The organism is Micromonospora sp. NPDC049114 (assembly GCF_040648635.1).
Taxonomy (GTDB): domain Bacteria; phylum Actinomycetota; class Actinomycetes; order Mycobacteriales; family Micromonosporaceae; genus Micromonospora.
Genome location: NZ_JBEZEA010000002.1, coordinates 194,860 through 219,586, shown reverse-complemented (window position 1 = coordinate 219,586; position 24,727 = coordinate 194,860). Strand labels below are relative to the sequence as shown.

Annotated in this window: 21 protein-coding genes; 14 read left to right on the top strand and 7 right to left on the bottom strand. The window is 73.6% G+C overall.

Translation table 11 applies throughout. From position 1 onward, the window contains the following. The first annotated feature begins 5 nt into the window (after positions 1–5). The 14 genes from AB0B39_RS08660 to AB0B39_RS08595 all read left to right on the top strand — a co-directional run bounded on the left by AB0B39_RS08660 (position 6) and on the right by AB0B39_RS08595 (position 16,472). The gene (locus AB0B39_RS08660; protein WP_234582447.1) at positions 6–1,175 is read left to right on the top strand and encodes a hypothetical protein; all 1,170 of its coding nucleotides are present in this window, start codon (positions 6–8) and stop codon (positions 1,173–1,175) included. 16 nt (positions 1,176–1,191) lie between these two features. Next, complete coding sequence (locus tag AB0B39_RS08655) at positions 1,192–1,620, top strand: hypothetical protein (RefSeq protein WP_234582446.1); 429 nt, start codon at positions 1,192–1,194, stop codon at positions 1,618–1,620. A 28-nt stretch (positions 1,621–1,648) separates the two neighbouring features. After that, positions 1,649–1,903 (top strand): hypothetical protein, encoded by a 255-nt coding sequence (locus tag AB0B39_RS08650; protein ID WP_088989350.1) that lies wholly within the window; start codon positions 1,649–1,651, stop codon positions 1,901–1,903. A 2-nt stretch (positions 1,904–1,905) separates the two neighbouring features. Further along, entirely contained in the window at positions 1,906–5,124 is a 3,219-nt protein-coding gene (locus AB0B39_RS08645; protein ID WP_357573885.1) for a hypothetical protein, read from the top strand. Further along, positions 5,121–6,596 carry a hypothetical protein gene (locus tag AB0B39_RS08640; RefSeq protein WP_357497134.1) on the top strand — a complete coding sequence of 492 codons (1,476 nt, stop codon included), beginning with the start codon at positions 5,121–5,123 and terminating at the stop codon, positions 6,594–6,596. Before AB0B39_RS08645 ends, AB0B39_RS08640 begins: the two co-directional genes overlap by 4 nt. Positions 6,597–6,598: 2 nt before the next feature. Beyond that, positions 6,599–7,099 (top strand): hypothetical protein, encoded by a 501-nt coding sequence (locus AB0B39_RS08635; RefSeq protein WP_053659787.1) that lies wholly within the window; start codon positions 6,599–6,601, stop codon positions 7,097–7,099. Continuing rightward, positions 7,099–7,749, top strand: coding sequence for a hypothetical protein (locus AB0B39_RS08630; protein ID WP_357497132.1), 651 nt, complete (start codon positions 7,099–7,101; stop codon positions 7,747–7,749). The genes AB0B39_RS08635 and AB0B39_RS08630 overlap by 1 nt, the downstream gene beginning before the upstream one ends. Next, positions 7,746–9,773 (top strand): hypothetical protein, encoded by a 2,028-nt coding sequence (locus tag AB0B39_RS08625; protein WP_357497130.1) that lies wholly within the window; start codon positions 7,746–7,748, stop codon positions 9,771–9,773. The genes AB0B39_RS08630 and AB0B39_RS08625 overlap by 4 nt, the downstream gene beginning before the upstream one ends. Before the next feature lie 10 nt (positions 9,774–9,783). Then, positions 9,784–10,107 (top strand): hypothetical protein, encoded by a 324-nt coding sequence (locus AB0B39_RS08620; protein ID WP_357497128.1) that lies wholly within the window; start codon positions 9,784–9,786, stop codon positions 10,105–10,107. Between the two features lies 1 nt (position 10,108). Beyond that, positions 10,109–10,612 carry a hypothetical protein gene (locus tag AB0B39_RS08615; protein ID WP_357497126.1) on the top strand — a complete coding sequence of 168 codons (504 nt, stop codon included), beginning with the start codon at positions 10,109–10,111 and terminating at the stop codon, positions 10,610–10,612. Continuing rightward, positions 10,605–12,041, top strand: coding sequence for a baseplate J/gp47 family protein (locus tag AB0B39_RS08610; protein ID WP_357497124.1), 1,437 nt, complete (start codon positions 10,605–10,607; stop codon positions 12,039–12,041). The genes AB0B39_RS08615 and AB0B39_RS08610 overlap by 8 nt, the downstream gene beginning before the upstream one ends. 11 nt (positions 12,042–12,052) lie before the next feature. Then, positions 12,053–14,398: a hypothetical protein gene (locus AB0B39_RS08605; protein ID WP_357573884.1), complete on the top strand. Its 2,346-nt coding sequence runs from the start codon at positions 12,053–12,055 to the stop codon at positions 14,396–14,398. Between the two features lie 13 nt (positions 14,399–14,411). After that, on the top strand, positions 14,412–15,539 hold the full coding sequence (locus tag AB0B39_RS08600; RefSeq protein ID WP_357497120.1) for a hypothetical protein: 1,128 nt from the start codon (positions 14,412–14,414) through the stop codon (positions 15,537–15,539). A gap of 138 nt (positions 15,540–15,677) precedes the next feature. Then, entirely contained in the window at positions 15,678–16,472 is a 795-nt protein-coding gene (locus AB0B39_RS08595; protein WP_357573883.1) for a BTAD domain-containing putative transcriptional regulator, read from the top strand. Positions 16,473–16,488: 16 nt separating this feature from the next. Here the strand turns inward: AB0B39_RS08595 and AB0B39_RS08590 are convergent, their stop codons facing one another. From AB0B39_RS08590 to uxaC, 7 genes are all read right to left on the bottom strand, one after another. Then, positions 16,489–17,211 carry an HD domain-containing protein gene (locus AB0B39_RS08590; RefSeq protein ID WP_357573882.1) on the bottom strand — a complete coding sequence of 241 codons (723 nt, stop codon included), beginning with the start codon at positions 17,209–17,211 and terminating at the stop codon, positions 16,489–16,491. A gap of 69 nt (positions 17,212–17,280) precedes the next feature. Beyond that, the gene (locus tag AB0B39_RS08585) at positions 17,281–18,636 is read right to left on the bottom strand and encodes a polysaccharide lyase family 1 protein (RefSeq protein ID WP_357573881.1); all 1,356 of its coding nucleotides are present in this window, start codon (positions 18,634–18,636) and stop codon (positions 17,281–17,283) included. Positions 18,637–18,760: 124 nt separating this feature from the next. Continuing rightward, positions 18,761–19,081 carry a hypothetical protein gene (locus tag AB0B39_RS08580; RefSeq protein WP_357497112.1) on the bottom strand — a complete coding sequence of 107 codons (321 nt, stop codon included), beginning with the start codon at positions 19,079–19,081 and terminating at the stop codon, positions 18,761–18,763. A 213-nt stretch (positions 19,082–19,294) separates the two neighbouring features. Then, positions 19,295–20,470, bottom strand: coding sequence for a Gfo/Idh/MocA family oxidoreductase (locus AB0B39_RS08575; protein ID WP_357573880.1), 1,176 nt, complete (start codon positions 20,468–20,470; stop codon positions 19,295–19,297). A 25-nt stretch (positions 20,471–20,495) separates the two neighbouring features. Next, positions 20,496–21,989, bottom strand: coding sequence for a mannitol dehydrogenase family protein (locus AB0B39_RS08570; protein ID WP_234590864.1), 1,494 nt, complete (start codon positions 21,987–21,989; stop codon positions 20,496–20,498). Beyond that, positions 21,980–23,284, bottom strand: coding sequence for an enolase C-terminal domain-like protein (locus tag AB0B39_RS08565; protein WP_357573879.1), 1,305 nt, complete (start codon positions 23,282–23,284; stop codon positions 21,980–21,982). Before AB0B39_RS08565 ends, AB0B39_RS08570 begins: the two co-directional genes overlap by 10 nt. Beyond that, positions 23,281–24,714 carry a glucuronate isomerase gene (gene uxaC, locus AB0B39_RS08560; RefSeq protein WP_357573878.1) on the bottom strand — a complete coding sequence of 478 codons (1,434 nt, stop codon included), beginning with the start codon at positions 24,712–24,714 and terminating at the stop codon, positions 23,281–23,283. The genes AB0B39_RS08565 and uxaC overlap by 4 nt, the downstream gene beginning before the upstream one ends. Positions 24,715–24,727 lie beyond the last annotated feature (13 nt).

The following is a 24,727-nucleotide window of genomic DNA, read 5'->3' as shown; positions in this document are numbered from 1 at the left end:
GACCCGTGGCACCGACAGCAGCATTCCCGTTCATCGAGGTCCGGATCGTGCCGCCACCGGCGCCGCTGGCCCAGCGCTCGCCGGGCGTCATCGCCGTGGTGGGCAAGGCGCCGTCCACGGCCGACGGCGGCTCCGCAGCGGCGAACACGCCGGTCCGGATCGAGACCCTGGACGACGCGGTCACCAACTTCGCCCGCCGGCAGGCCGGCAACGTGGTCCGCAACGCCCTCTACAACTCGCTGGAACTGGCGTTCCTGCAGGACCCACGGCCGGCGAAGGTGTACGGGGTCAAGGTCGCCGGCGACGACTACGCCGCCGCGCTCGGCGGTCTGGAGGCCGCCGACGACGTGACAATGGTGTCGCTGGCCAACGAGTCGACAGTCGGCAACCCGGCCGGAGCCGGAGCGCCCACCGGGTTGCAGGCGCTCAAGGCGCACGTCGAGACGATGTCGGCCGCCGGCCAGCGGCGGATCGGCTTCGCCATGGTCAACCCGGCCACCGAGAAGAGCCCCGGCTACGTCGCCGACATCACCACCGCGGCGAACCCGCTCAAGAGCAGCACCAGCCGGATGGTGATGATCGCCGCCCGGGGCGCCGACGGCGACGCCGCCACCGCCGCGATGGCGGCCGTGGCCGGCCTGCCGGTGCACCACAGCATCGTCCTGAAGAAGATCCGTGGGGTGGCCATCCCGGTCGCCAAGCAGTACAGCCCGGCCGAGATCAAGGGCCTCTCCGAGGCCAACCTCACCCCGATCATCGACCCGACGCTGATCACCGGCGAGAGCCTGCACTTCGCCGACGGGCGGCTGTTCACCACCGACGCGAGCCTGCTGCACGTCGATCTGGTCCGCACCCTCGATGCGATCGAGTTCATGCTCCGCGCCGGTCTCATCGGCCTGGTCGGCGACGCCCGCATCACCAAGCCGGGCATGACCCTGCTCAAGACCCAGGTGGACGGCATCCTCGGCCCGCTCAAGCGGCAGGCGGTCATCGACGACTACCGCGTCGAGATCCCGGTGCTCGACATCCTCACCATCCCCGAGGTGGCCCGTACCGCCACCGACACCTCGATCGTCACCGCCGCCCGGGCCGACCGCACCGTCGACCTGGTCGTCACCGTCACGTACGGCCCGGCCGTGAGCCGCCTGCTGGTCACGCTCGTGGCCAAGTTCTGACCGGAGGAACCAGACCATGGAGTGGAAGACCCGCCTCGCGGTGCAGTACACCAAGGGCACCGAGACGGTGTTGATCAGCCCGATCGACTCGTTCAGCCCGTCCTTCTCGCTCAACGTCGAGGCGCTGCACTCGTGCGAGGTGACCCACATGGGCGTCATCCACGCGCCGGTGTCGATGAACTTCACGATGACCGTCAAGGCGATCGGGGACGTGGCCGGCCGGCTCACCAAGCTGGCGCTCGACGGCGAGCTGTTCGACATCGCCCTGCTGGAGCACACCGGCGACGACTGGGCGTTCTCGTCGTTCGTGCTGCGGGACTGCCTGATCACCAGCGCGACACCCACCACCGCCACCATCTCCGGCGCCCCGGCGGCGACCTTCAGCGGTTTCAGCCTGGCCGCCTCGGTCGACCCGAAGACCGGCGACCCGTCCGTCCTGCCGTAACCGACCGACGAGGAACCGGAGGTAGCAGATGGCGACCGGAGCTGGCCGCGCCGCGCGGGTCACCCGTACCGGGCTGGCCCTGGTGCACGCGGGTGAGCTGGTGCTGCCGGCGGCCGGCAGCGAGGCGGAGGCCGAGCAGGTGGCCGAGGACGACCGTGCGGTCATCGCGTACCACTTCCCGGTGGAGATCGAGGTGGTCGCGGCCGGCGGCGCCCTCGACGCCGACGCGCTCGCCGACCTCGCGCTGGCCCGCCTCGCCGAGCACCTGGACGGGCGGTTTTGACGGTGGCCATCTCGGTGCACGTGCCGGTGCGGATCCGGCTGGACGCCCGGTCGGTGACCGAGCGGCCGACGGTCGTGACCCACGCGCTCGCCGCGGCCCTGGCCCGCGCCCTGGAACGCTCCCGGCAGGAGGTGGTCGCGCCGCGCGGCGGCTATCTGGAGGTACGCGCCGCGGCGCCGGACTTCCGGTGGACCGGCGCGGCAGCCGAGCGGGTGTCGCCGGACGATCGGCGGGCCTTCGAGGCCCGGCTGCGCCGGCGCATCGACGAGGTGGTCGGCGCGGCGCGGTTGGACCCGGGGCTGCCCGCCGGGGTGGCCGCGCCGCTGAGCCGACCGGCTACCGAGCTGTTCGACCCGCAGCGGATGCGGCACCTCCTCGCGGTCTACCGGGTGCCGTCCTACGACGACGGTGGTGACGCGGCCGAGGTGCCGGTGGACGGCGACGAGTCGCCTCCGGTGACCTACCAGTGGCTGTTGCGACCAGCCACCTACCTGGCCGATCACTTCGCCGAGCTGGCCCGCGAGGCGGTACGCCAGCACGGCGGCCTGCCGTCGGGCGCACCACAGGGGATCATCGCGCGGGTGGTCGGCCCCGACGGCCGCCCGGTCTGGGCGATCATGGTGACCACCACGCCACTGTCGGTCCTGACCTTCGAGCGGTTCGGCGAGACGGTGTTCCGGGCGACGCCGCAGCCGCACTTCGAGGTGGAGGAGCGGGTGCCCAGCCCGCAGCCCGGAACGGTGCAGCGACGGCCGGTCGCCGACCGGAGCGCCCTGGTCGCCATGGTGGACGAGGAGCTGAGCGCCGACATCCGGCAGCGGCTGCGGACCGCCTCGCCGCGCGGCGAGACCACCAGCGCCGAGGAGTACCAGGCGCAGATCGAGCGGGCCGTCGACGCGGAGGTGACCCGGCGGGTCGACGCGATCCTCGCCTCGGTGGGCGGGGCGACGCCGACGTGCCTGGTGGTGGTCAGCATCGGCGGGGTGTCCCTGCTGCTGGTCGGCACCGAGGAGACCGACGCCACCCTGCACTGGACCGGTACGGCAAACCTGCTGCCGATCACCGTCGAGCAGCACCCGGCGGCCCCGCCGGACCCGAACGCGCCACCCGGCACCGGCACCGGCACCGGCACCGGGACGGGCACGGGCACCGGGACGGGCACGGGCACCGGGACGGGCACGGGCACCGGGACGGGCACGGGCACCGGGACGGGCACGGGCACCGGGACGGGCACGGGGTCGGGTGGGGCCGGCGGCACCGGGGACGGCAGCGGCAGTGGCCGGCGGGGCGGGTTCGTCTTCGACCCGAGCAGCCCGAGCGCGCCGGCCGGCGCCGAGGGCAGCCGGTTCCCCGTCGTCGGCGCCGGGCACTCGACGATGCCCGCGTGTGCGTCGTTCAACGGGGAGCCGGAGCTGGCCGCCCTCGGGCCGGACGGCGACGAGCTGCGTCGGCTGATGGACGACATCGCGTTCCGGCTGCAGATGGGTGAGCCGTGCCGCTACCCGGCGAACTTCTGCCTCCAGGCCGCCGCCGTGCTGCGCGGCCGGGCCGCGGCGATCAGCCTGCTCGTCGGAGCGGCCGAACGCGAGGCGTTCACCCGACCCGTCCCCGAGGGCTCCGGCCGCCTCGGTCCGCTGGACTTCCGGCCGGTCGCCTCGCCGGCCGTGCAGTTCCTGCGCCACCTGGCCGGCGTGGTGCCCCGCCTGGACCACCTCGCCCAACTGGTCATGCGCCGTTACAGCCAGCCCGAGCACTTCGCCCGCGTCCAGGGCGGCTGGATCGACACGTCCGCCTCCTGGAACCTGCACTTCGTCCAGGCGCTCAGCCCGGCCGTCAAGGCCGCGGTGGGGCAGCTGTTCGTCGTCGGCAGCCAGGCCATGCTCGTGCAACTGCTGCTCAGCTCGCAGAGCGGCATCAACGCGCGGATCACCAACTTCGACAGGTACGCGCCGATCTTCGAGCGGTTGATGGTCTCCCAGCTCACCGACTACGCCGAACTGCAGGGGCTGCGCGAGCGGCTGCGCCGGCACGAGGCGGCCCGGTGGACGGCCCAGCACACCGACGCCGGCGGCGGCGTCCTCGCCACGGTGAGCATGGCCAACCCGTCCACCGCCTGGTACGGCGCGGCCCGCGCCATCTCCACCGCGTTCCTGGCCACCGAGGCCGCCCTGACCAGCCCCGGCGCGGCCGGTGAGATCGTCGAACGCGACGGCGTCACCCGCATCCGCGACTCCCACGCGGTGCTGTGGACCCTCGCCGAGATCGAACAGGCGCTTGTCATCCAGCGCGGCGAGGCCGAGGGCGTCGACCCGCTGGTCAAGCAGATCACCGACCTGCCCGACGTGCTGGAACGCTTCGCCGGGAACCGGTCGGCGATCCGCGACGAGTTGTGGCGGGTGCTGCAGGACATGCGGCGCAACAACACCGAGATGCTGGGCCGCGCCCGCACCGACGCGCACTTCGCCTTCCGGTCCAGCCGGATCAGCGAGCACATCCCGTCGGCCACCATCGCCGGCGGACGGTTCGCGTTGCAGGGCATCCACCTGGTCACGCACCAGCAGCTCGGCGAGTTCTTCGGCGGCAACCTCTACTACGCCACGGGCGTCGACAGCCTGTTCAGCACCGAGCTGGGCCGGGAGGCGCTGAGCGCGTTCGCCATCATGGTGGGGATCATCGCGCTGTCGCTGCTCTGCCCGCCGCTGGGCTTCGTGGTCGGGGTGGCAGTCGCCGCCGTCGACGTGGCGCACGCCCACCAGCGGGCCCGCCTCTACTCCTCCATGCTCGACCCGGAGCTGGTGCTCACCCGTACCGAGGTCGAGGTCGAACTGTTCGCCGCGTACCTCGGGCTGGCCCTGTCGCTGATCCCGGAGGCCGGCACCATCGGCGGCGCGGCCGTGCGCGGCGGCCGGGTCGCGCTGCGCTTCGGCGTCCGCGCGGGGCTGCGCGCCGCCCGGGGGTACGTGGTACGCCGGGTCACCCGGCAGATCGTCGAAGCCGCCTCCCGCGATCTGCTCCAGGGGTTCCTCACCGAGATCCTGCTCAACGAGGTGCTGGAACGGGTCGTGCAGAAACTGATGGAGCCGATCCTCGCGTACGTGGAGCGCGAGGCGATGCTCAGCGGCGCGGTCGGCGGCCCGGAGGGCGCCCGGTTCATCCTCATGGTGCTCGACTCGCAACACGCTGCCGGGGCCGGCCCGCGCGTGCCTGTGGTGCGGCAGTGACCGGGCCCCGCCGGTTCCGCGCCGGCCGGTTCCTCGACGCCGCCGCCGTGCACGCCGCCGCCGACGCGAACCCCCGGCTGCGCCGGTTCATGCGGACGATCGCCGAACACAGCGAGGCCGGCGAGGTGCGGTCCCGGCGGCTGCTGGAGCACCTCATCCGCCGCATCGTCGACGACGTGGGTGACCTGCACCTGGGCAATGCGCTGAACCGGCTGGAACGCATCGCCGTCCTGCGGGACAACATCGCCGCGATCCTCGACCACGTGCTGGAGGGCGGCACCCTGCCCGACGGGGTGCGGGTGGCCACCCTCGGGGAGTACTTCGACCAGCTCAGCACCGAGATGCGCGAGCTGAGCCGACCTCGCGAAGGCATCGTCGGCGACGCGCCGCTGCGGTTGGCCGACGACGCCGGCGCGTACGCCGACTCGCTGCTGCGCGAGTTCGACGGCGGCGGCGCGGCCGGTCGGCACGTCGAACCGGCCGCGATCGTCGGCGACGCGTTCCGGGCCATGCCGGCGGACCGGCAGGCGGCGCTGCGCCGCGCCGCCGAGCTGGAACCGGCCGCGCTGTGGCGCGCGGTCGCCGCCGAGAGCGAGGGTGGCAAGCGGGCCGCAGTCGCCGCCCTGGAGACGCGCCTCGGCGGCCGGCTCACCCCCGACGAGCTGGCCCGGCTGCGCACCGCCGTCGACGACCTCGGCCGGGCCCGCTCGCGCGGCCTGCAGATGAGCGACGCCCGCCTCGCCGACGCGCTGGCCCGCATCGGCGATCCGGACCTGCGGGCTGTGGTGGCCGGCGGTGACGTCTGGCTCACCCAGCAACTCGCCGTGCACAACCCGGAGGCCCTGGCTACCCTGTGGCGGCGCTTTCGCGAGCGGGGCGGACGCGCCGACGACGGCCCCGGTTTCCGCGCCTACCTGCGCCACGACATGGTCACCTACGGCCGGGGCGTCCTGGGTGAGTACAGCGCCGCGTTCTCCCTGAGCAGCATCGAGCTGTTCCTCAAGGGACCGGACGCCAACGTCAAGGTCGCCGGCACCGACCTGGTCGGCATCGGCCACGACGGCTGGGTGTGGCTCCTCGACGACAAGTCGCACCGGGCGAGCAGCGTCGCCGGGGTCAGCGCGCTCACCGACAACCTGGCGGTCAACCTGCGCCGCGACGCCGCCGACTTCCGTGACGCCATCGCGCGGCTGCAACGCGACGACCCGGGCTTCACCCCCGACCCGCGCATCCTCGACGCGATCTCCCGGATGGAGGACGCCGCCGCCGAGATCGACCGGATCAACCGGCGCGGCTCCGCGTCCACCCGACCCGCCCGCATCAGCGCGGCGTTGGAGGAACGACGGCTGCGGCTGCGGGTCACCAGCGCCGCGGGCGAGGTCCGCGAGATCACCCAGGCGCTGCGCGACCTGGGCCTGGCCGTCGAGCCCACCGGTACGCCGGTGCCGCTGCCACCTACCGGAGGGCGTTGAGCATGGCCATCACCAGCAGCTTCATGCGCTACGGCACGGTCCCGTCGGCGATCATCAGCGACGGGGTGCTGCCGATCCCACTCTGGGCGGTCACCGCCATCTCCCTCGCCCAGACCTACCACCTGCCGCCGATCGGCTCGACGGCGCACAAGGCCATCGTGGCCACCCACGACGACACCATCACCCTGACCGGCGTGCTGGTCGGCGCGGAACGCTACGCCTGGAAGTTCGCCCTGGAGACGATGGCCGAGGCCAGTAAGCGCGGCACCGCCCTCGCGGCGTACTCCGGGGGCAAGTTCGGCGGGCTCATCCTGGTCACGTCGATGACCATCCGCACCGACATGCAGGTGCAGTCGCTGACCTTCAACGCCTCGGCCGCCCGCCGCGACGTCCTGGACACCACCATCACCCTCGTCCACGTGCCCCGTCCCAGCCTGCTCGGCAAGCTGCTCGACGTGGCCAGCATCGGAGTCGGCGCGCTCGCCGACGGGTTGGGCAACTGATGCCACAGTTTCCGATCGACCGCTACCTGCTGCCGGAGACGCCCATCGAGGTGCCCGACGGATTCACCGAGGTCCGACAGAGCCTCACCGCCGGCCTGCCGCACCGGGTCGAGCTGGGCGCCGGTGTGCACGGGGTGCTGATCCTGCCCACCGGGCTGGCCCGGCAGTGGCTGACCACCGACCCCCTCGCGGTGGTGAGCACCTCCGCCGACGACCTGACGCCCCGACCCGCGCCGCCCGCCACGCCCCGGGCGCCGGCACTGGTCGGCCGGGTGCCGCTGCGCCTGGTCGTCCGCCAGGGCACCCGGATCCTCGGCTCGGTGCCGCTCGCCGCGGGCCTGCGCCGGGTCTGCCCCGACGCCGGCACACCCGTCGACTCCGCCGGGCCCGCCCCGGTCGCCGTCGAGGTGGTCGTGCTCGCCTGGCTGCTGCACGCCGGCACGGTACGCGGCTCCGGCGACTACGGCTCCACGCTGACGGTGGCCTGGCGGCCCGCCGACCGGGCGGTCGACACCTTCGGGCCGCCGCCCATCAACGAGTTCGTCTGGCGTCGCCGCCCACCCGCGCAGCGCGTCGAGTCCGAGCTGGGCCCCGGCAGGCTGCGCTACCGCTACCTGCTCGACAAGAAGATGCGGAGGGTGCTGCGGTGACGCTCACGCCGTTCCAGACCGGCCAGGTGCGCCAGGGCGCGGTCGGCAACGACGCCGGCTGGACCATCACGTTCCACCGGGAGACGTCGACCGGGCTCAGCCCCGACGTCGCGCTCACCCTGTCCAGTGCCGACTACTACGCGGCCATCGACGCCGCGCTGCCCGACGGGCTGGGCCCCGGCGCGTACACGATCACCGTGCAGGGGCTGATCGACGAGCACTTCGCCGCGCTGCGCACCGCCGAGGGGCAGCCGCCGCTGGTGGCGAAACTGCACCTGTACTGGCGCGACGCCAACACCTCCGTCGGCGCGTTCTTCACCAACCTGGTCGGCGTCAACGCCGGCCCGACCCCGGCCGAGTTGACCCAGGCACTGGTCGCCGTGCTGCGGGTCACCAAGGTGCGCCGGCTCACCGGGGAGCGGACGTACGACACCGAGCTGACCCTCGTCGAGCAGGCGTACGCCCGGCTCGGGCAGCGCGTCGCCGAACGGTTCGAGGCGGCCACCTTCACCGCCGCGATCCAGGCCATCGGCGAGCGGACCCGGGTCGACGTGACCGGGTGGGGCGCCAACCCCGACGGCACCATGACCACCGGCGCCACCGAGGCGGCCGGCGACGAGCGGGTCGCCTTCGGGGCGGGGCTGCTCTACCGCGCCGCGCTGGAACGCATCGGCGGCGCGTTGCAGCAGTCGCTCAACGCGTACGGGCGGGGGATGCTGCTGATCCGCGACGGCACCGTGCACGTCGGGAAGCGGCCGATCCCGTACCCGCAGGGGGAGCCGAAGCCGCTGACGCTCGCCACCGGCCTGCTGGAGTGCACCGAGAACGGCACCCAGGACACCGACCCGTACGCGGCCACCGAGGCCGGCGGCACGGCCGCGCCGCGGCGCAGGGCGTGGACGCTGACCCTCAAGGGCCGCCCCGACCTGAAGCCCGGCGACCTGGTGCGCTTCGATCCGCCGGCGACCGACGAGGCCACCACGCTGGGCAGCGTCGGCGCGGCGCTGCTGGGCTCGTTCGCCGCGCCGTTCGCCCCGTCGACGGGGGAGCTGGGCGCGGGGGCGAAGGTGCTCTACCTCAGCGCGGCCCGGCACACCCTCTCGCGTACCGCCGGGTTCGTCACTGTCGTGCAGGGCGTCGAGGTCACCTCGGGCGCGAGCGCGTGGGACACCTGGAGCGACTCGTCAGGTGTGGCCACCGCCGAGCCGGCCGGCCCGGCGTCGTCGCCAGGGGTGGCCGCCGCCGAGGCGGTGCGCCGCGCGGCCCGGGCCGCCCGGGGCGAGACGCGCGGCCTGGAGATCGGCGAGGTGCGCGCCGCCGCCACCAACGCCAGCGGCGCGGTCGAGCCGCCCGCGCAGACCGAGACGGTGTGGGAGGGCCTGGTCCGCCCGGACGGCCGGCCCAACGCCGCCCGCCGCCTGCCGGTACGCCGGGAGCAGCCCGCGCCGCTGCCCGGGGTGACCTACCTGACCCCGTTCGCGTGGGGTGGCTGCGGGCTCATCCTGCCCCGCTACCCGGGCACCCGGGTGGCGCTGGCCTACCGCAACGGCGCCCCCGACGACCCGGTCGAGGTGGGCGCGCTCTGGCCCACCGGGCACGCCCCGGTGTCGCAGCCGGGGGACTGGTGGCTGTCGCTTCCGGTCGGGGTGGCCACGAACAGCCGCTCGTCGATCGGCGACACGGTGGTGCCCGCCGACCACGACGGCAAGGTCACGCACGACCTCACCGACGGCGACGGCAACCGGGTCATCGAGCTGGGCGAGCTGACCGTGCGGGTGGGCCGCGCCCAGTTGCAGGGGCGCGGGCAGCGCCCGGCCCGCGCCGACGAGGCCGACAGCATCACCATCGAGCACGCCGCCGGCGGCTCGTCGATCGTCATGAAGCAGGACGGCTCGATCACCATCACCGCCACCCGGATCGACCTGGACGCCGGCGACGGCGCGGTGAACATCAGCGGCGGCACGGTGAGCATCGCCGCCGACGACGTCGACGTCCAGGTCGACAACGCGATGAACGTCCACTGAGGAGAGCGAGATGGCATTCGTGCTCACCACGTCCAGCGACGTGCACTGCCCCAACCAGGGGAAGGTCTCCCCGACCGGGCAGAGCAAGCTCACTGTCGATCACGTCGCGGTGACCCGGCCGGACGGGATCAGCGGAAAATCGGTGGCCGGGTGCACCATCACCACCAGCAACTCCACCAAGCAGTGCGCCACGGTGACCACGGCTACCGGCTCCGCCGGCAAGCTCAAGGTCGGCGGGGCCGGGGTGGCACTGGACACCCTCAGCGGCGCCACCGACGGCTCCAGCCCCGGCCTGTCGGCCAGCGCCGGGCAGAGCAAGCTGAAGGCGGTCTGAGATGGACCGCACCGAACGCGAACGGCAGGCCGCCCAACGCCGCTACCTCGGCTGGGGCCTCGCCTTCGAACCCACAATGCCCGGCGTCGACCTGGCCCGCGACATCGTCTTCGACGACGGCCCGAACGGCCGGGCGCTGGCCCTCGTCGAAGGAACCGGCAACGTGGCGCAGAGCCTCGCGGTGGCGCTGACCACGCTGCGCGGCTCGAACGTCTTCGACGCCACCTTCGGCTTCGACGGGCTCAACGCCCTCGCCGAGCAGATCGAGCCGAACCTCATCCGCGAGCAGGTCCGCATCGGCATCATCACGCTGCTCGACCGCGACCCCCGCGTCCGCAAGATCGTCGACGTGAACCTCGACGACGGTCGACTCGGCGCGGGCCGCGCCGACGACGCGTCGGCCGCCGCGCTGCGCGCCGCACGCACCCTGCAGGTGCAGGTCCAGTTCGAAACCATCACCGACGACCGGCTCTCGGTGCGCCTCGGGGAGCTGCCCAGTGTCTGACCCGACCCTCCCGGCCGAGCTGGCCGACGTCCTCGCCGTCGACGCCGCCGCGCTGCGGGCCACCGGCTCGACCGGCTTCGGCATCGTCGAGACCGGCTTCGTGCCCAAGTCCTTCGCCCGGCTGCTCGCCGAGAAGCTGGCCACCGCCCGACTGCTCTTCGGCGAGGACGTCGACCTGACCAGCGGCGCGGTGCTGCGCAAGGTCCTCGAACTGGCCGCCCTGGAGGACGCCCGGCTGTGGGCGGCGCTCGGCGCGGTCTACGACAACTCCTTCGTCGTGTCGGCGACCGCCGACGCGCTGACCCGACTCGGCGAGGAACTCGGCATCGCCCGGCCGTACCTACCGGCGCGAGGCACGGTGAAGCTGAAGCTGAAGGCGGCTCTGCCCACCGGCCACACCCCACTCACGCTGCCCCGGGGCGCCCGGCTGTCCACCGCCGGCGGGCACCACGTGGCCCTCGACGAGACAGTGGTGCTCTCCGCCGCCGTCGCCGAGCGCGAACCGGCCGTCGCCGCCTTCTATCCCGGCCCGGCGCACAACCTCGACCCGACGCAGGCCAACCAGAAGATCGACCGCTGGAACCGGGCCGACACCCTGCTGGCCGACCTCGACGACGCCGAGCAGGCCGCCGGCAAGGAACTGGTCGAGATCACCCACACCGTCGCGCTGACCGGGGGTGAACAGCAGGTCTCCGACGCCCGCTACCGGCAACTGCTGCTGGCCGCGCCCCGCTCGATCTGGACGGCCGAGGCGATCGGCCTGGCCGTGGCCACCGTGCCCGGCGTACGTCAGGTGCAGGTCTTCGACGGCCGGGGCGGGCTGGACCTCAACCAGTCGATCTTCGGCAACTTCAACTTCATCGAGCGGGTCTTCAGCACCGAACGCGACCTGGGCAACCCGTACTACGTCACGGTGCTCGTCGCGCCCACCGCCGCCGCGATCTGGGACGGGCCGGACGGGCTGCACGCCGCCGTCGAGTCGGTCATCGAGGACCTGCGCCCGGTGGGCATCTTCGCCTCGGTGGACCGGGCCGACGAGGTCGGCATCGGCGTCGAGGCGGACCTGGTGATCCGCGGCCTGCCGCTGCCCACCGGCTCGAAGGAGACGGTGAACGCGTCCACCGCCGCCACCGAGCTGCGCGCCCGGCTGCACGCGCGGCTGCGCCGCTACGTCGACGAGCTGCCCTTCGGCGAGCCGGTCCGGGCCGCCGAGGTGATCTGGACGCTGATGAACGAGCCGGGCGTCGCCGACGTACGCGGACTGCGCCTCGTGCGCTTCCCGGCCGACTCGGCGGTGGTGGTGACCGGCAGCGCGCCCACCGGCGACGGCGTGCAGCGGTTACCGGTCGGCGACAACGCGGTGCTCGCCGCCAACCAGGTGCCCGTCTACGTCGACCGGGACGATCCCCGGCCGTTCCGGATCGTCTGAGCGGGGGCGCGATGACCGACATCCGGGTGCCTGTGGACGGCGCCGACCCGTCCGTCGAACGCAACCTCGTCGACCAGTTGGAGGGCCCCTACCCGGGAACCGTCCGCCGGGTCGTCGTGCCGCTGGCCACCACCGGGGCCGCCGCGGTGGACTGGACCAGCCGACACCCTGTGCTCACCGTCGTGCTGCGCGGCGACCTGGTCGAGGAGTCGGTCCGGGTGACGGTCACCGTCGACCCGGGCGGCGCGCACGAGCGGGTGCTGCCGCCGGTGGTCTTCGCGCCCTGGTCCGCCGCGGGCGCGTCGGTGCCGGCGTACGCGCCGGACACCGCCGACGAGCCGCTTGTCGCGCCGTTCACCGTCGCCGTGACGGCCGAGCGGGCCGTCGACGGGGCGGCCGCCACGGCGCTCACCGGTGCGGCGCTCACCGCAGTGGTCGAGCTGGCCGTCGTCGAGGGCAACCTGGGCCGGCTGCTGTACCTGGTGTCGTACGAGAAGCACCGGCTGCGCCGCGCGGCGCGGGAGGTGCACGCGTACCGGACCCTCGCGCACGCCCGACGCGACGCGCTGGACCGGATCGGCGCTGACGTCGGGGTGGCCCGGTTCGTCGACGAGCTGGTGCACGAGCCGACCAGCGGCGACGTGTACGCCCGCCGCCTGGCCCCGCCGGCCCGCGAGCCGGACGCCGCGTACGCCCACCGGTTGGGGCTCTACCGGCGGTTCCTGCTGCCCACTCCGGGCGCGATCCGCCGGCTGCTCAACGGCCCCGGCGCGGACACCGACCCGAACGCGGGGCTCTTCGCCGACCTGCCCGGCGGCTCCCGGTTCACGCTGCGCGAGGACGACGACCGGTTCGCGGTGGCGATCCGGCTGGTCGCCGCCGGTGACCCGCAGCACCGCACGAACTTCCTCGCCCAACTGCGCCGCGACCGCCTCGTGCTGCCCGCCAACACCCCGCCGAACAACACCACGCACGCCGCCCGGGCGCTGCCGTCCGGCCGGCTGGCCGAGGTCACGGCGCTGCGCGCCAGCCTGCGGCAGTCGTACGCCTTCGACAGCGGGCACGCCGTCGCGCCGCCGCTGGCCGCCGCGCTGGACCGGGCCGGGCGGGTCTGCCGGGCCCTCGGCTCGACGATCGTGTGGCAGGTGACCCGGGCCCAGGACGACGCCGGTGGCAGCCGCTACGAGCTGGGTCTCGGCGTGGACGTGAGCTGGCCGACCCCCGCGCAGGCCACCGACCTGCGCAACCGGGTGCTGGACACCGGCCGCGCGGTCACCGGCGACCGGACCGCCGAGGCCCTGATCGCCGCGGCCCGCGCCGCCGGCGTGCCCACGGTCGGGGCCGACGGCGAGGTGGCCTGGCTGTGGCGCGTGTGCGGGGTGCAGACCACGCACCGGATCAGCACCACCAGGATGTACCTGTCGCACCTGCCCACCCGTGGGCTGGCCGTGACCGCGCCCACGACCGCCACGGTCGGCGCCGACGTGGCCGTCGAGGCGCAGTTCCACGCGCCCGGCGACCCGGGTGGCAACGCGCTGCTGCTGGCCGGCCTGACCGCCGCCGCGACGGCCTGGACGGGCGCGGGGGAGTCGGCGTGGACGCCGATGACCGACGCGGCGGCCCGGACCCGGTGGGCGGCCGTACCGACCCGGCCGGCCGGGCAGCCGGTCGACGCGGTCCTGGCCGCCGCCGGCCTGCCCGCCGTGCGCGACCCGGCGCCCGTGGTGGCCGCGCTGAACCGCCTCCCCGACGAGCTGGTGGAGACCATCGAGCTGCCGGCGGCGCTGGCGTCCGCGCTGATCGCCGGGCAGCCGGCCGCCGCCGACCGGCTGGCCCGGCTGGTCGGCCTGCTGCGCGACCAGCACCTCGCCGCCGCGCTGCCGCTTGTCGACACCGGCAACCGGGTGCTGCTGGTGTGCAGCGTGATCGGGCTGCCCCAGGCCGGGCTCAACCTGGCCGAGCGGCGGGCCACCGGCTTTCGCTGGTACACCGTGGGGCTCGGCGGCGGCACCGCGGACATCAAGGCGGTCGGCGCGCGGACCACGCTGCGCCCCACCCACGCCGGTCTGGTCGCGGTGGTGGCGCTGTCCTACGTGCGGACCGGACTGACCGACCCGTACGAGTTCCGGGTGGAGCTGCCCGACGGGGTGGCGTTGACCCTGGCCCAGTACGAGCGGCTGATGAACACGCTGACGCGGGTCTGCCCACTCGGCGTGGAGATCAACACCTTCGGTATCCGGCGTGACCACGTCGACCTCGACGCCGACGGCGACGCCGAGCCGCTGCGCCCCGCGGTGGCCCGCACCTTCCGCACCTTCCAGCAGCGCCGGCACCGCGGCGTGTACGACCAGCTCTGAGAGGGACACCACAATGGCGAGCGAGATCAACTACGACGGGGTGACCGTCACCGAGCTGTACGAGGCGTTCACCAAGCACGGCATCCCGGCCTCGGACGCCAGCGTGCTGGTCTCCTCCTGGATCTACGAGAACGTGGGCACCGCGAAGCGGGTGTTCAGCTACGCCGAGCCGTTCGCGGCGGTGGAGCCGGGCTGCGCGCCACCACCGTTCGCCCGCACCTTCGCCCACACCGACTGGGTCGACGGCGAGGACGTCGTGCAGGCCGGGCAGACGCCCGGCGAGCAGGGCTTCAACGAGCGGTTCCACCGCATCGAGCACGACCTGGACCACCTCGGCACCGACCTGGCCAAGGCGTTCTCCTGCATGGCGGCGATGCGGGTGAGCCTGCGCCGGCTGCTCGACGAGATCCGCGCCGAGATCAACCGGCTGCACTCCACGGTGCACGAGACGAAGGTCAGCCCCGGCCCGTACCAGATCGAGCAGATCCCCAACTACATCGGCACGCTCGACTTCGGCAGGTACATGGGCACCACGATGTTCATGGACAAGAAGGTCAGCATCTGGCAGACCAAGGCCGGCACGATCGTGCTGCCGGCCGTCGAGACCCTCGGCGTGGACGTGGTCGCCGGCCCGAAGGTCCGGGGTGCCGCCTACCTCGACAGGTACGCCGTCGAGAACGCCGACGTCCGGCAGCGCTTCCCGCGCGAGGTGAAGGTGGTGGAGTTCATCCGTACCTTCGGCGAGGACCAGGTGGCCGACGGCCGGACGATCCGCGACGTGCTCAAGGTGCTGCCGGCCGACAGCAGCTACCCGAGCCTGGACGCGATGGTCGCCGAGGTCAGCGAACGGGAGGCCGCCATCGTCCGGACCACCGCGGGCGCCCAGTCGGCGGTCTCCGCCGCGCTCGGCATCGACGCGGAACTGGAGAACGTCGCCGACGCCGACATCGCCATGCTCGCCGGGGTGCCCACCAAGGCCCGCGCGGCGCTGACCCGCGCCGGGATCAGCACGCTCGGCAAGCTGGCCGAGGCGCCGGCCGAGCGGGTGCTCGGCATCATGAAGGAGGCCGGCGTACGCGCCGACGTCGGCGACGCCGCCGAGTGGACCGGCTACGCCCGGACGCTGAGCAAGCTGCGCTGAACGGTCGGCCATCGCTCCGGCGAACGGCTGATCCCCGCCGTTCGCCGGGTCGGTGTGACGACACTGCGCTGGCGTGCCGAACGTCCACCCCCGAGCGTGGAACTCCCACACCGGTGATCGGGTGCGAAGGGCGCAGGGATGGCAGTTCACGAGGCGACGCAGGACCTCCGCTCCGGGGCGCAGGAGGCCGGTGTGGCGCGACCAACCCGGTACACGCTGCGTCTGCTCGGCGGGTTCGGGCTGGAACGCGAGGGCCGGTCCGTCGTGGTGCCGCAGGGCGCGCGCCGGCTGCTGGCCTATCTCGGCGTACGCCAGCGGTGCGCCCGCTGGGAGGCTGCCGGCACGCTCTGGCCCGGCTCGCACGAGGAGCGGGCCCGCGCCAACCTGCGCACCATGCTCTGGCGGCTGCACCGGATCACTCCCGAGCCCCTCGTCGAGGAGGACGACCGGCTGGCCCTGGCCGCCGGTGTGACGAGCGACGTCGCCACGCTGGGCGCGGCGTCCGCGGCGCTGCTGGCCGGCGGGGCGCCGGCGGGTGTCGGCGCGGGTGTGCCGGCGCTGGCGACGGGCGAGCTGCTGCCCGGCTGGTACGACGACTGGGTGCTGACCGAGCGGGAGCGGCTGCGTCAGATGCAGCTGTACGCGCTGGAGGCGCTCGCCGAACGGCTCACCGCGCAGGGGCGCTTCAGCGAGGCGGTGCAGGTGGCGTTGACCGCCGTGCAGTTGGAGCCGTTGCGCGAGAGCGCCACCCGCGTGCTGATCGCCGTGCACCTGGCCGAACGCAACATCAACGAGGCGGTGCGCCGGCTGGAGCTGTTCCGTGCCGACCTGGGCCGGGAGCTGGGCGTCGCCCCGACCTCCTGGCTGGAGCACCTGGTGCGCGAGGGCCTGCGCCGGGACGGGTTCGCGCCCGCCCCAGGCGCCGGCGTCTGACGGCCCGCCCAGCGGCTCAGTGCGTGTGGGCCGGCCGGTCCAGGATGGCGCTGAACCGCTCCTCGGCAAGGTCCAGCTGGCCGAAGATGTGGGCCTTCACCGCCGGCGAGAGCGGGGTGTCCGCACGACCGATCAGGTCCCGGAAGAGCGGCACCAACGGCCGGTACTTGCGGGCCGACGAGACGACCTTCGGCCCGACGGTGTGGATCACCCCGACGCCGTTGTCGGTGAAGTCCGACACCTTGATCACCCGCGCCCAGGGCTCCCGGTCCAGGCTGACCGCCAGGTGCTCCCGGTACTGGTCGTTGCGGTCACGCTGCGGGTCGTACACCGGATTGGTGACCGCGGCGACCAGGGTGGCCACCCGCGACCCGAACCGCGCGGCGAGCGTGGCCAGCGCCGCGGCCCTCGGGTCGCCACCGCCCTCGGCCAGCTCGGCCGGGTGGTCCTCCACCGCGTCGTGCAGCAGGCCCGCGACGATCACGTCCACGTCGCGGACCTGGTAGTGGTGCATGAGCCGGATGGCGACCCGCAGCAGGTGGTTGAGGTACGGCTCGCGGACCCGCCGGTCGTCGCGGTGCAGCTCGGCGGCGAGGTCGAGCGCGGCGGACAGGCGGGCGCGTTCGCCGTCGTCGAAGCGTTCGACCTCCAGCCGGAAGCGCTCCAGCAGGCCCGGTTCGCCGTGGATCTCGGTGATCGCGTGCATCGGCATACTGCCCAGGTGCGGCGGGAAGTCCATGCGTCACTTATAGCCGATCTTCCCCACATCGATGGGCTCGTGCGTCGTCGACCCGACCACGGCGAGTCGTCACAGCGGCAGCCGGTCGACGCCCGCGAGCGGACCCACCAGCAGCGGGAGCAGCGCCGCCGGCAGGACCGGGTCGCGGCGCAGGGTCGGTGTCCAGCCGGTGTCGGCGCCGAGGTCGGGCTCGTGCGCCGCGTTGTACGCCGCCAGCAGGTCGACCGGCCGGGCCGGGCCGGCGCCCTGGCGCACCCAGGAGCCCCGCTCGGTGAGCGCGGTGCCGCCCCAGTCGTAGAGCAGGTCGGCCGGGTCGAGACCCGCGTCGAGGGAGAAGAAGTTGTTCTGCGCGTAGATCGCCGACTGCACGCCGACGCCCAGCGCGTACTGGAAGCCGTCGCCGCCCAGCCGGTACAGGTTGTTGTAGACGTCGACCTGACCGAACCGCACCCGGGGCAGCCGTTGCAGATCCCCGTCGAAGAGGTTGTGGTGCAGAGTGACCTTCAGCCGACCCACGTCCGGGCCGACGGTGTTGGACGAGCCGATCAGCATCAGCTTGTCCCGTCCCGTGAAGCGGTTCCACGAGGCGGTGACGAAGCTGGCGGTGTGCGTGACGTCCAGCGAGCCGTCGTGCACCTGGTACGGCCGGCCGAAGTAGCTCGGCTGGGCGCTGTCCGGGTTGTCGCCGTCGGTGAACGTGGTGTGGTCGACCCAGACGTGCTCGCTGCGGCGTACCGAGATCTGGTCGTACTGGCTGTTCCAGTTGCCGGTGTCGCCGTCGGTGGGCGACCACGCGGGGAAGCAGTCCCGGGCGTCGACGAAGGTCAGGTTGCGCACGATGACGTTGGACGCCCGGTCGATCATGAGGGTGAGCCCGGTCAGTCGAGCGCCGCGCAGCCCCACGATCGTGGTGTTCGGCCCGACGTTGATCTGGGTCTGGCGGGTCTGGTTGGCCACCGAGCGCACCCGGGCCTCCTCCAGCGGCCCGGCCGGCGCCACCCGACCCCACACCGCCGGGTCGTACGCGGCCAGATAGGCGTCCAGTTGGTACGCCGGGTCGGCCAGGTCGGCGCAGCTCAGCGGCGTGCCGTCGGGCCCGGTGAAGCCGTCGACGGCGCCGTCCACGTAGATCAGTTTGGGGGTGGCGTCGGTGGCGTTGCCGGCGTTGTCACCGCCGAGGGCGTCGACCAGTTCCGCCCGATCGTGGACCACCCTTGTCCGCTCGGGCGTCGCGGCCGAACCGCCGGTGGTGCCGATGCCCTCGGCCGCCCATCCGTCGCGCTCGGGCAGGGCCTGCCGACCGAGGTGACGGGCCGACCAGGACAGCCGATCGGCGGCGGACGTGTCGGGGCGGGGAGCGGCGGCGGCCGGTGTGGCACCGACCAGGACGGCGATCACCGTCGCCCCGATGAGGGGTGCGCGCATTGATTTTTCCATTCGCTGGTGGTGGTTCGGCATTCACCAGGAACGGTAGGTTCGCGGTTTTGTATCGGTCAATATAAATTGTTTGCAGGAATGTTGCAGTGGTGCCGGCCGCCAGTGGGCGGTCTCATTCCGCGCGAGTCGCACGTGCCCCGAAGGCGACCAGCACTGCGGTGGCGAGAGCAGCCACCAGCAGGACCCTGACGACGATGAACAGCACCGCGTCGCCCGTGGAGTGGGGCGGGAAGATGTCCTTGACGAGCCAGCCGACCCCCAGCCCCAGCCCCAGGCAGGCGTGCATCGCGGCCCGCAGGCGGGGGAGCGGCTGCGGGCGGCCGAAAATCCGGGGTGCCACGGTGCCACCGCGGCTCCTGGCGAGCAGCACGGCGGCGACGACCAGGTTGGCCACGCCGGCCGCGACGGCCAGGGCCAGGTCAACTGCTCCCATGTGGACATACGTTAGCGCACGGACAGTCGCTCCGAGGGCCGTCTCTCCTGACGTCGGTGCTCTGCCCCGAGTGCCGCAGGAGGGGCGGACACTGACCTGTCGCCTCCTTTGCTCTGCTTCAACCCAGGCAACACCTGCGGGGCAAAAGTGTTGCCTCGGTTGAAGCAGAGCAAAGGACAACAGCAGCACCCTCGCCACCGCAGGGCGCCACCACTACGCCAGGTGCGCGCGGTACGCCGGTACGGCCCACGGCACGCCCTGCTCGCTGGGCAGCGCGCCCTGCTCGGCCGCCCGACGCAGTACCTCGACCACGCCACGGATCCGCACCACCCGCTCGTCACGGTCGCCGACCACGTCGACCAGCTCCCCGTCGAGCAGTCGAGGGTCGGGTGCGGTCCGCAACGCGTCGAGCAGGGCGGTGAACGGCGCGGTACGGGCCAGCGGGGCGATCAGCGGCACTCCGGCCGGGTCGACGCGGTGGGCGAGCAGGTTCTCCAGCAGGCCCTGTCGACCGGGGACGCGGCGGGTCACCACGTCACCGGGCAGACGCAGCCGGTCCGTGGGGTACTCCAGCACGGCCTGTCCCGACGTGCCGGTCACCACCACCTCGCCGGCCACGAACTCCTCGGCTGCCAGGGTGACCGCCGCCAGCACCGGTGGGCCGGCGCGGAACCGCACCCGCAGCACCGCCGTGTCCTCCACCTCGATCGGTCGCACCCGGTAGCGCTCCACCTCGATGGCGACCGGCCACGGTGGTGCCCCGCCGAGCGTCTCGGCGACGGCCAGGCACTGCATCACCGCGTGCGCGAGCGGGTTGGCCAGCGCGCCGTCCAGCACCGGCTGGCCGTCCGCGCTGCGGCGACCGGCCCACGGGGAGCGGGCGTAGTAGGCGTCCGGCCGTTGCCACGCCGCGACTGTCGCGATGCCGGTGACCGCGCCGAGGCGGCCGGCGGCCAGCGCGTCGGTCAGCGCGGTCAGCGCCGCCGAACCGAGCGCCTGGAAACCGACCTGGGCGACCCGGCCGGTCGCCGCCAGCGCGCCGGTCAGCTCGTCGTGCTCGGCCAGCGACAGCACCGGCGGCTTCTCCAGCAGCAGGTCCGCGCCGGCCTCCAGGGCGTCCCGGGCGATCGGCAGGTGCGTGTGCGGCGGGGTGCAGATCACCACCACCTCCGGTCGGGTGGCGGCGAGCATCGCCCGGTGGTCGGTGAACACCCCGACCCCGGGCGGCACCGGCGCCTCGCGTTCGTCGCGCACCGGTTGGACGTCGACCAGGGCGACCAGCCGCAGCCGGCCACCGGCGTGCAGCGGCGCGATCACCCGCCGGTGCCAGTGGCCGTGCCCGTTGGCCCCGATCACCGCCACCGTCGGCGGCGGCACCGACCCGTTCACGAGCTACCAGCGAATGCCGACCCGCTCACCGGGCGCCGGCCAGGGTCGCCTCGACGCCGTGTCGTCCGAGCGCGGTCAGCCAGGCGGTCACGTCGGCACGTACCTCGTCGTCCTCGGCCACCTCGGCCGGGATGACCTCGCGTAGCGCGAAGACGGCGTCCACCGCGCCGGCCGGGCTCTGCGCGCCGGCGTCCAGGGCGGCCCGGATCGGTCCCGCGAGGGGGTCCTGCAACGGCAGCGGTCCGCCGTCGTCGGCGTACCCCAGGGCGAAGCGCAACCAGGACGCCACGACCAGCGCGCCCCAGCGCGCGGACCGTCCGGCCGCGCGCAGGTCGGCGATGGTGTGCAGGATGCGCTGCGGCAGCTTCTGCGAGCCGTCCACCGCGACCTGGAGGGTGCGGTGCCGGATCGCCGGGTTGGCGAACCGGGCGAGGACCTGCTCGCCGTAGTCGATCACGCGCACCCCGTCCGGTGGCGTGAAGCTGGCCGCGACGTCCTCGGCGATCAGCCGGCGCAGCACGTCGGTCAGGTGTGGGATCTCCAGGGCGTCGGCGATGGTCTCCCGGCCGGCCAGCGCGCCGAGGTACGCCACTGCCGAGTGCACGCCGTTGAGGGTGCGCAGCTTCAACCGTTCCCACGGTCCGGCGTCGCCGGTGAGCACCGCCCCGGCGTGCTCCCAGCCCGGCCGCCCGCCGGGGAAGTCGTCCTCGATCACCCACTGCGCGTACGGTTCGGCGGCCACCGCGGCCAGGTCGGTCACGCCGAGCGCCCGGCGGGCCGCGTCGATGGTCTCCGGGGTGCTGGCCGGCACGATGCGGTCCACCATGGTGCCGGGGCAGGTCACGTTGGCGACCACCCAGTCGACGAGCCCGGCGGGCACCCCCTCGGCCCGTTCGACCGCCTGGTCGACCAGGCCGCGCAGCCGCCGGCCGTTGGCCGGCAGGTTGTCGCAGCTCACCAGCGCCAGCGGCCCGGCGTCGGCGGCGGCGCGGGCGGCCAGCCCGCGCAGCAGCAGCCCCGGCACGGTCGTCGGGGCCTGCTGACCGGCGAGGTCCGCGGCGAGCGCGGCGTCCGGGGACAGCCGGCCGGTCACCGGATCGAGCTGGTACGCCTTCTCGGTGACGGTGAGCGTCACGACGCGCACCGCCGGGTCGGCCAGCAACGCCACCACGGCGTCCGGGTCGCTGGGAGCATGTCGTACGCCGCTGAGCGCGCCCACCACCCGGGTGGCGGTGCCGGCGGCGGACAGGGCGCTGACGCTGAACAGGTTGTCCTGGGCGGCGAGCGCCTCGACCACTGCGGTGCTGCGCGGGGCGACGGCCACGATGCCCCAGTCGCCGCCGGCCGCGCCGACCGCCGCCTCGGTGTAGACGGCCTGGTGCGCCCGGTGGAACGCGCCCAGGCCCAGGTGTACGACGCCCGTCGGTACGGTGCCCGGCCGGATGAGGGGACGGGACTCGACGGGCAGGTGGCGCAGCACCCCCAGGCCGAGGCGGGACGCGCCGACGGTCACCGCCATGCCGGACCGTCCGGGAAGCGGAACTCGGCGATCGACGACTGTTTCATGGTGGCGCTGTAGCCGGGCCGGTCGGGCAGCAGATAGCGGCCGCCGCGGGTGCGGACCGGGTCGACGAAGTGCTCGTGCAGGTGGTCGACGTACTCGATCATCCGACCGTCCAGGGCGGTGCCCACCCGCAGGTAGTCGAAGATCGCCAGGTGCTGGACGTACTCGCAGAGACCGACACCGCCGGCGTGCGGGCAGACCGGCACCCCGAACTTCGCCGCCAGCAGCAGCTCGGCCAGCACCTCGTTGACGCCGCCGACCCGGCACGCGTCGATCTGCATCACGCCGATCGCCTCGGCCTGGAGCAGCTGCTTGAAGATCACCCGGTTGGCGGCGACCTCGCCGGTGGCGACCCGGCACCGGCCGCCGGTCAGCTCGTCGACGGCGCGCGCGATCCGGGCGTGCCCGAGGATGTCGTCGGCGTGGGTCGGCTCCTCGATCCAGTACGGGTCCACCTCCGCGAGGGCGGTCATCGCCGTGATCGCCTCGTCGACGTCCCACACCTGGTTGGCGTCCATCATCAGCAGTGCGTCCGGGCCGATCTCGGAGCGGATGATCCGGGCCCGGCGTATGTCGTCGGCCAGCGGGCCGCCCACCTTCATCTTCATCGCCCGCCACCCGTCGTCGTACGCTTGCCGCGTCAACGACCGCACCTTGTCGTCGGGGTAGCCGAGCCAACCCACCGAGGTGGTGTACGACGGAAAGCCGTCGCGTTCGAGGGTGGCCAACCGGTCGGCCAGGCCGTCACGTCCCTTGTCAAGGATGGCGGCGGCGTCGTCGGGGGTGAGCGCGTCGGTGATGTGCTTGAAGTCGACGCTGGCGACCAGCTCGCCGGTCGGCAGTTCGGCGAGGAACCGCCACATCGGCTTGCCGGCGATCCTGGCCCGCAGGTCCCACACGGCGTTGACGAGCGCGCCGGTCGCCATGTGGATGACGCCCTTCTCCGGCCCCAGCCAGCGCAACTGCACGTCGGCGCTGAGCGAACGCCAGAACGCCACGGGCTCGGCCGCGATCTCCTCGACCGTCCGCCCCTTCACGTGGTGGGCCAGCGCCCGCACCGCCGCGCAGGTGATCTCGTTGCCCCGGCCGTTGGTGAAGGTGAACCCCGCGCCGACCGGCCCGGCGTCGGTGCCCAGCTCGACGTACGTCGCCGAGTAGTCACCCCGGTTGATCGCGTCGGACCCGTCGCCCCGAGCGGCGGTCGGGAACCGCACGTCGTGCACCTCGACGGACGTGATGGTGACACTCAATGGCCAACCCCTTCGAAGTTGAAGACCCGCTTGGGCAGCCGGTACGCCAGGTCGACGATCGTCTCGGCGGCCTCGTCCAGCGGCAGCCGGTGCTCGGCGACCAGCCGGGCCAGGAAACCGGCGTCGACCCGGCGGGCCACGTCGTGGCGTACCGGGATGGAGCAGAACGCCCGGGTGTCGTCGACGAACCCGGTGGTGTTGTAGAAGCCGGCGCTCTCGGTGACCGTCTCGCGGAACCGGCGCAGCACCTCGGGGGAGTCCAGGAACCACCAGGGTGCGCCGAGCAGCAGCGCGGCGTAGCCGCCCGCGAGGGGCGCCAGCTCGCGGGTGAAGGTGTCCTCGTCGAGCGTGTAGAGCACCACCCGCAGCCGAGGATCGTTGCCGTGGCGCTCCAGCAGCGGCGCGAGCGCGTGCACGTACTCGGTGGCCTGCGGCACGTCCCCGCCGACGTCGCGGCCGTGCCGCTCGTACAGCCAGCGGTTGTGGTTGCGCACCGCGCCGGGGTGCAGCTGCATGACCAGGCCGTCGTCGAGCGACATCCGGGCGAACTCCATCAGCATGTGCGCCCGGAACGCCTCCGCGTCGGCCGCGTCGGCCTCGCCGCGCAGGCCCCGGTCGTAGAGGCGGGCGGCCTCGGCCGGGGTCAGGTCCAGGGTGCGGGCGGTGGGGTGGCCGTGGTCCGACGAGGTCGCCCCGGCCGCGATGAACGCGGCTCGCCGGGCCCGCAGCGCGGCCAGATAACCGGTGTACGTGCCGGTGTCCTCGCCGGTCAACGCGCCGAGTCGCGCCACGTTGGACGACCAGCCCTCGTACTCCATGTCCACCACGTCGTCCGGGCGGAACGTGGTGACCACCCGGCCGCCCGGCCCGCCCCACCCGTCGGCGGCGAGCTTGGCGTGCTGCGCGAGGTCGTCCAGCGGCGACTCGGTGGTCGCGAGCACCTCGATTCCGAACCGCTCGAACAGCGCCCGGGGCCGGAAGTCCGGCTCGGCGAGGCGGGCCGCGATCTCGTCGTAGACGGTGTCGGCGGTGGCCGTGCCGAGCGGGGTGTGCACCCCGAACACGGTGCGGAAGGTCTGCTCCAGCCAGAGCCGCGACGGGGTGCCCCGGAACAGGTGCCAGTGCGCGGCGAAGCGCCGCCAGATCGTCCGGCCGTCGGTCTCGGTCGGGCTGCCGTCGCGGGTCGGCACGCCCAGGTCCGACGGGGGGACGCCCTGGCTGAGCAGCATCCTCGTCAGGTAGTGGTCGGGCACGATGAGCAGCCGCGCCGGGTCGGGAAACGGCTGGTCCTGCGCGAGCAGGGCCGGGTCGACGTGCCCGTGCGGCGAGATGATCGGCTGCTGCGCCGCGAGGGCGTACAGCTCCCGGGCGATCGCGCGCTGCCCGGGCTCGGAGGGCAGGAGCAGGTCGGTGTGGTCGGACGTCGGCACGGGGCTGGGCTCC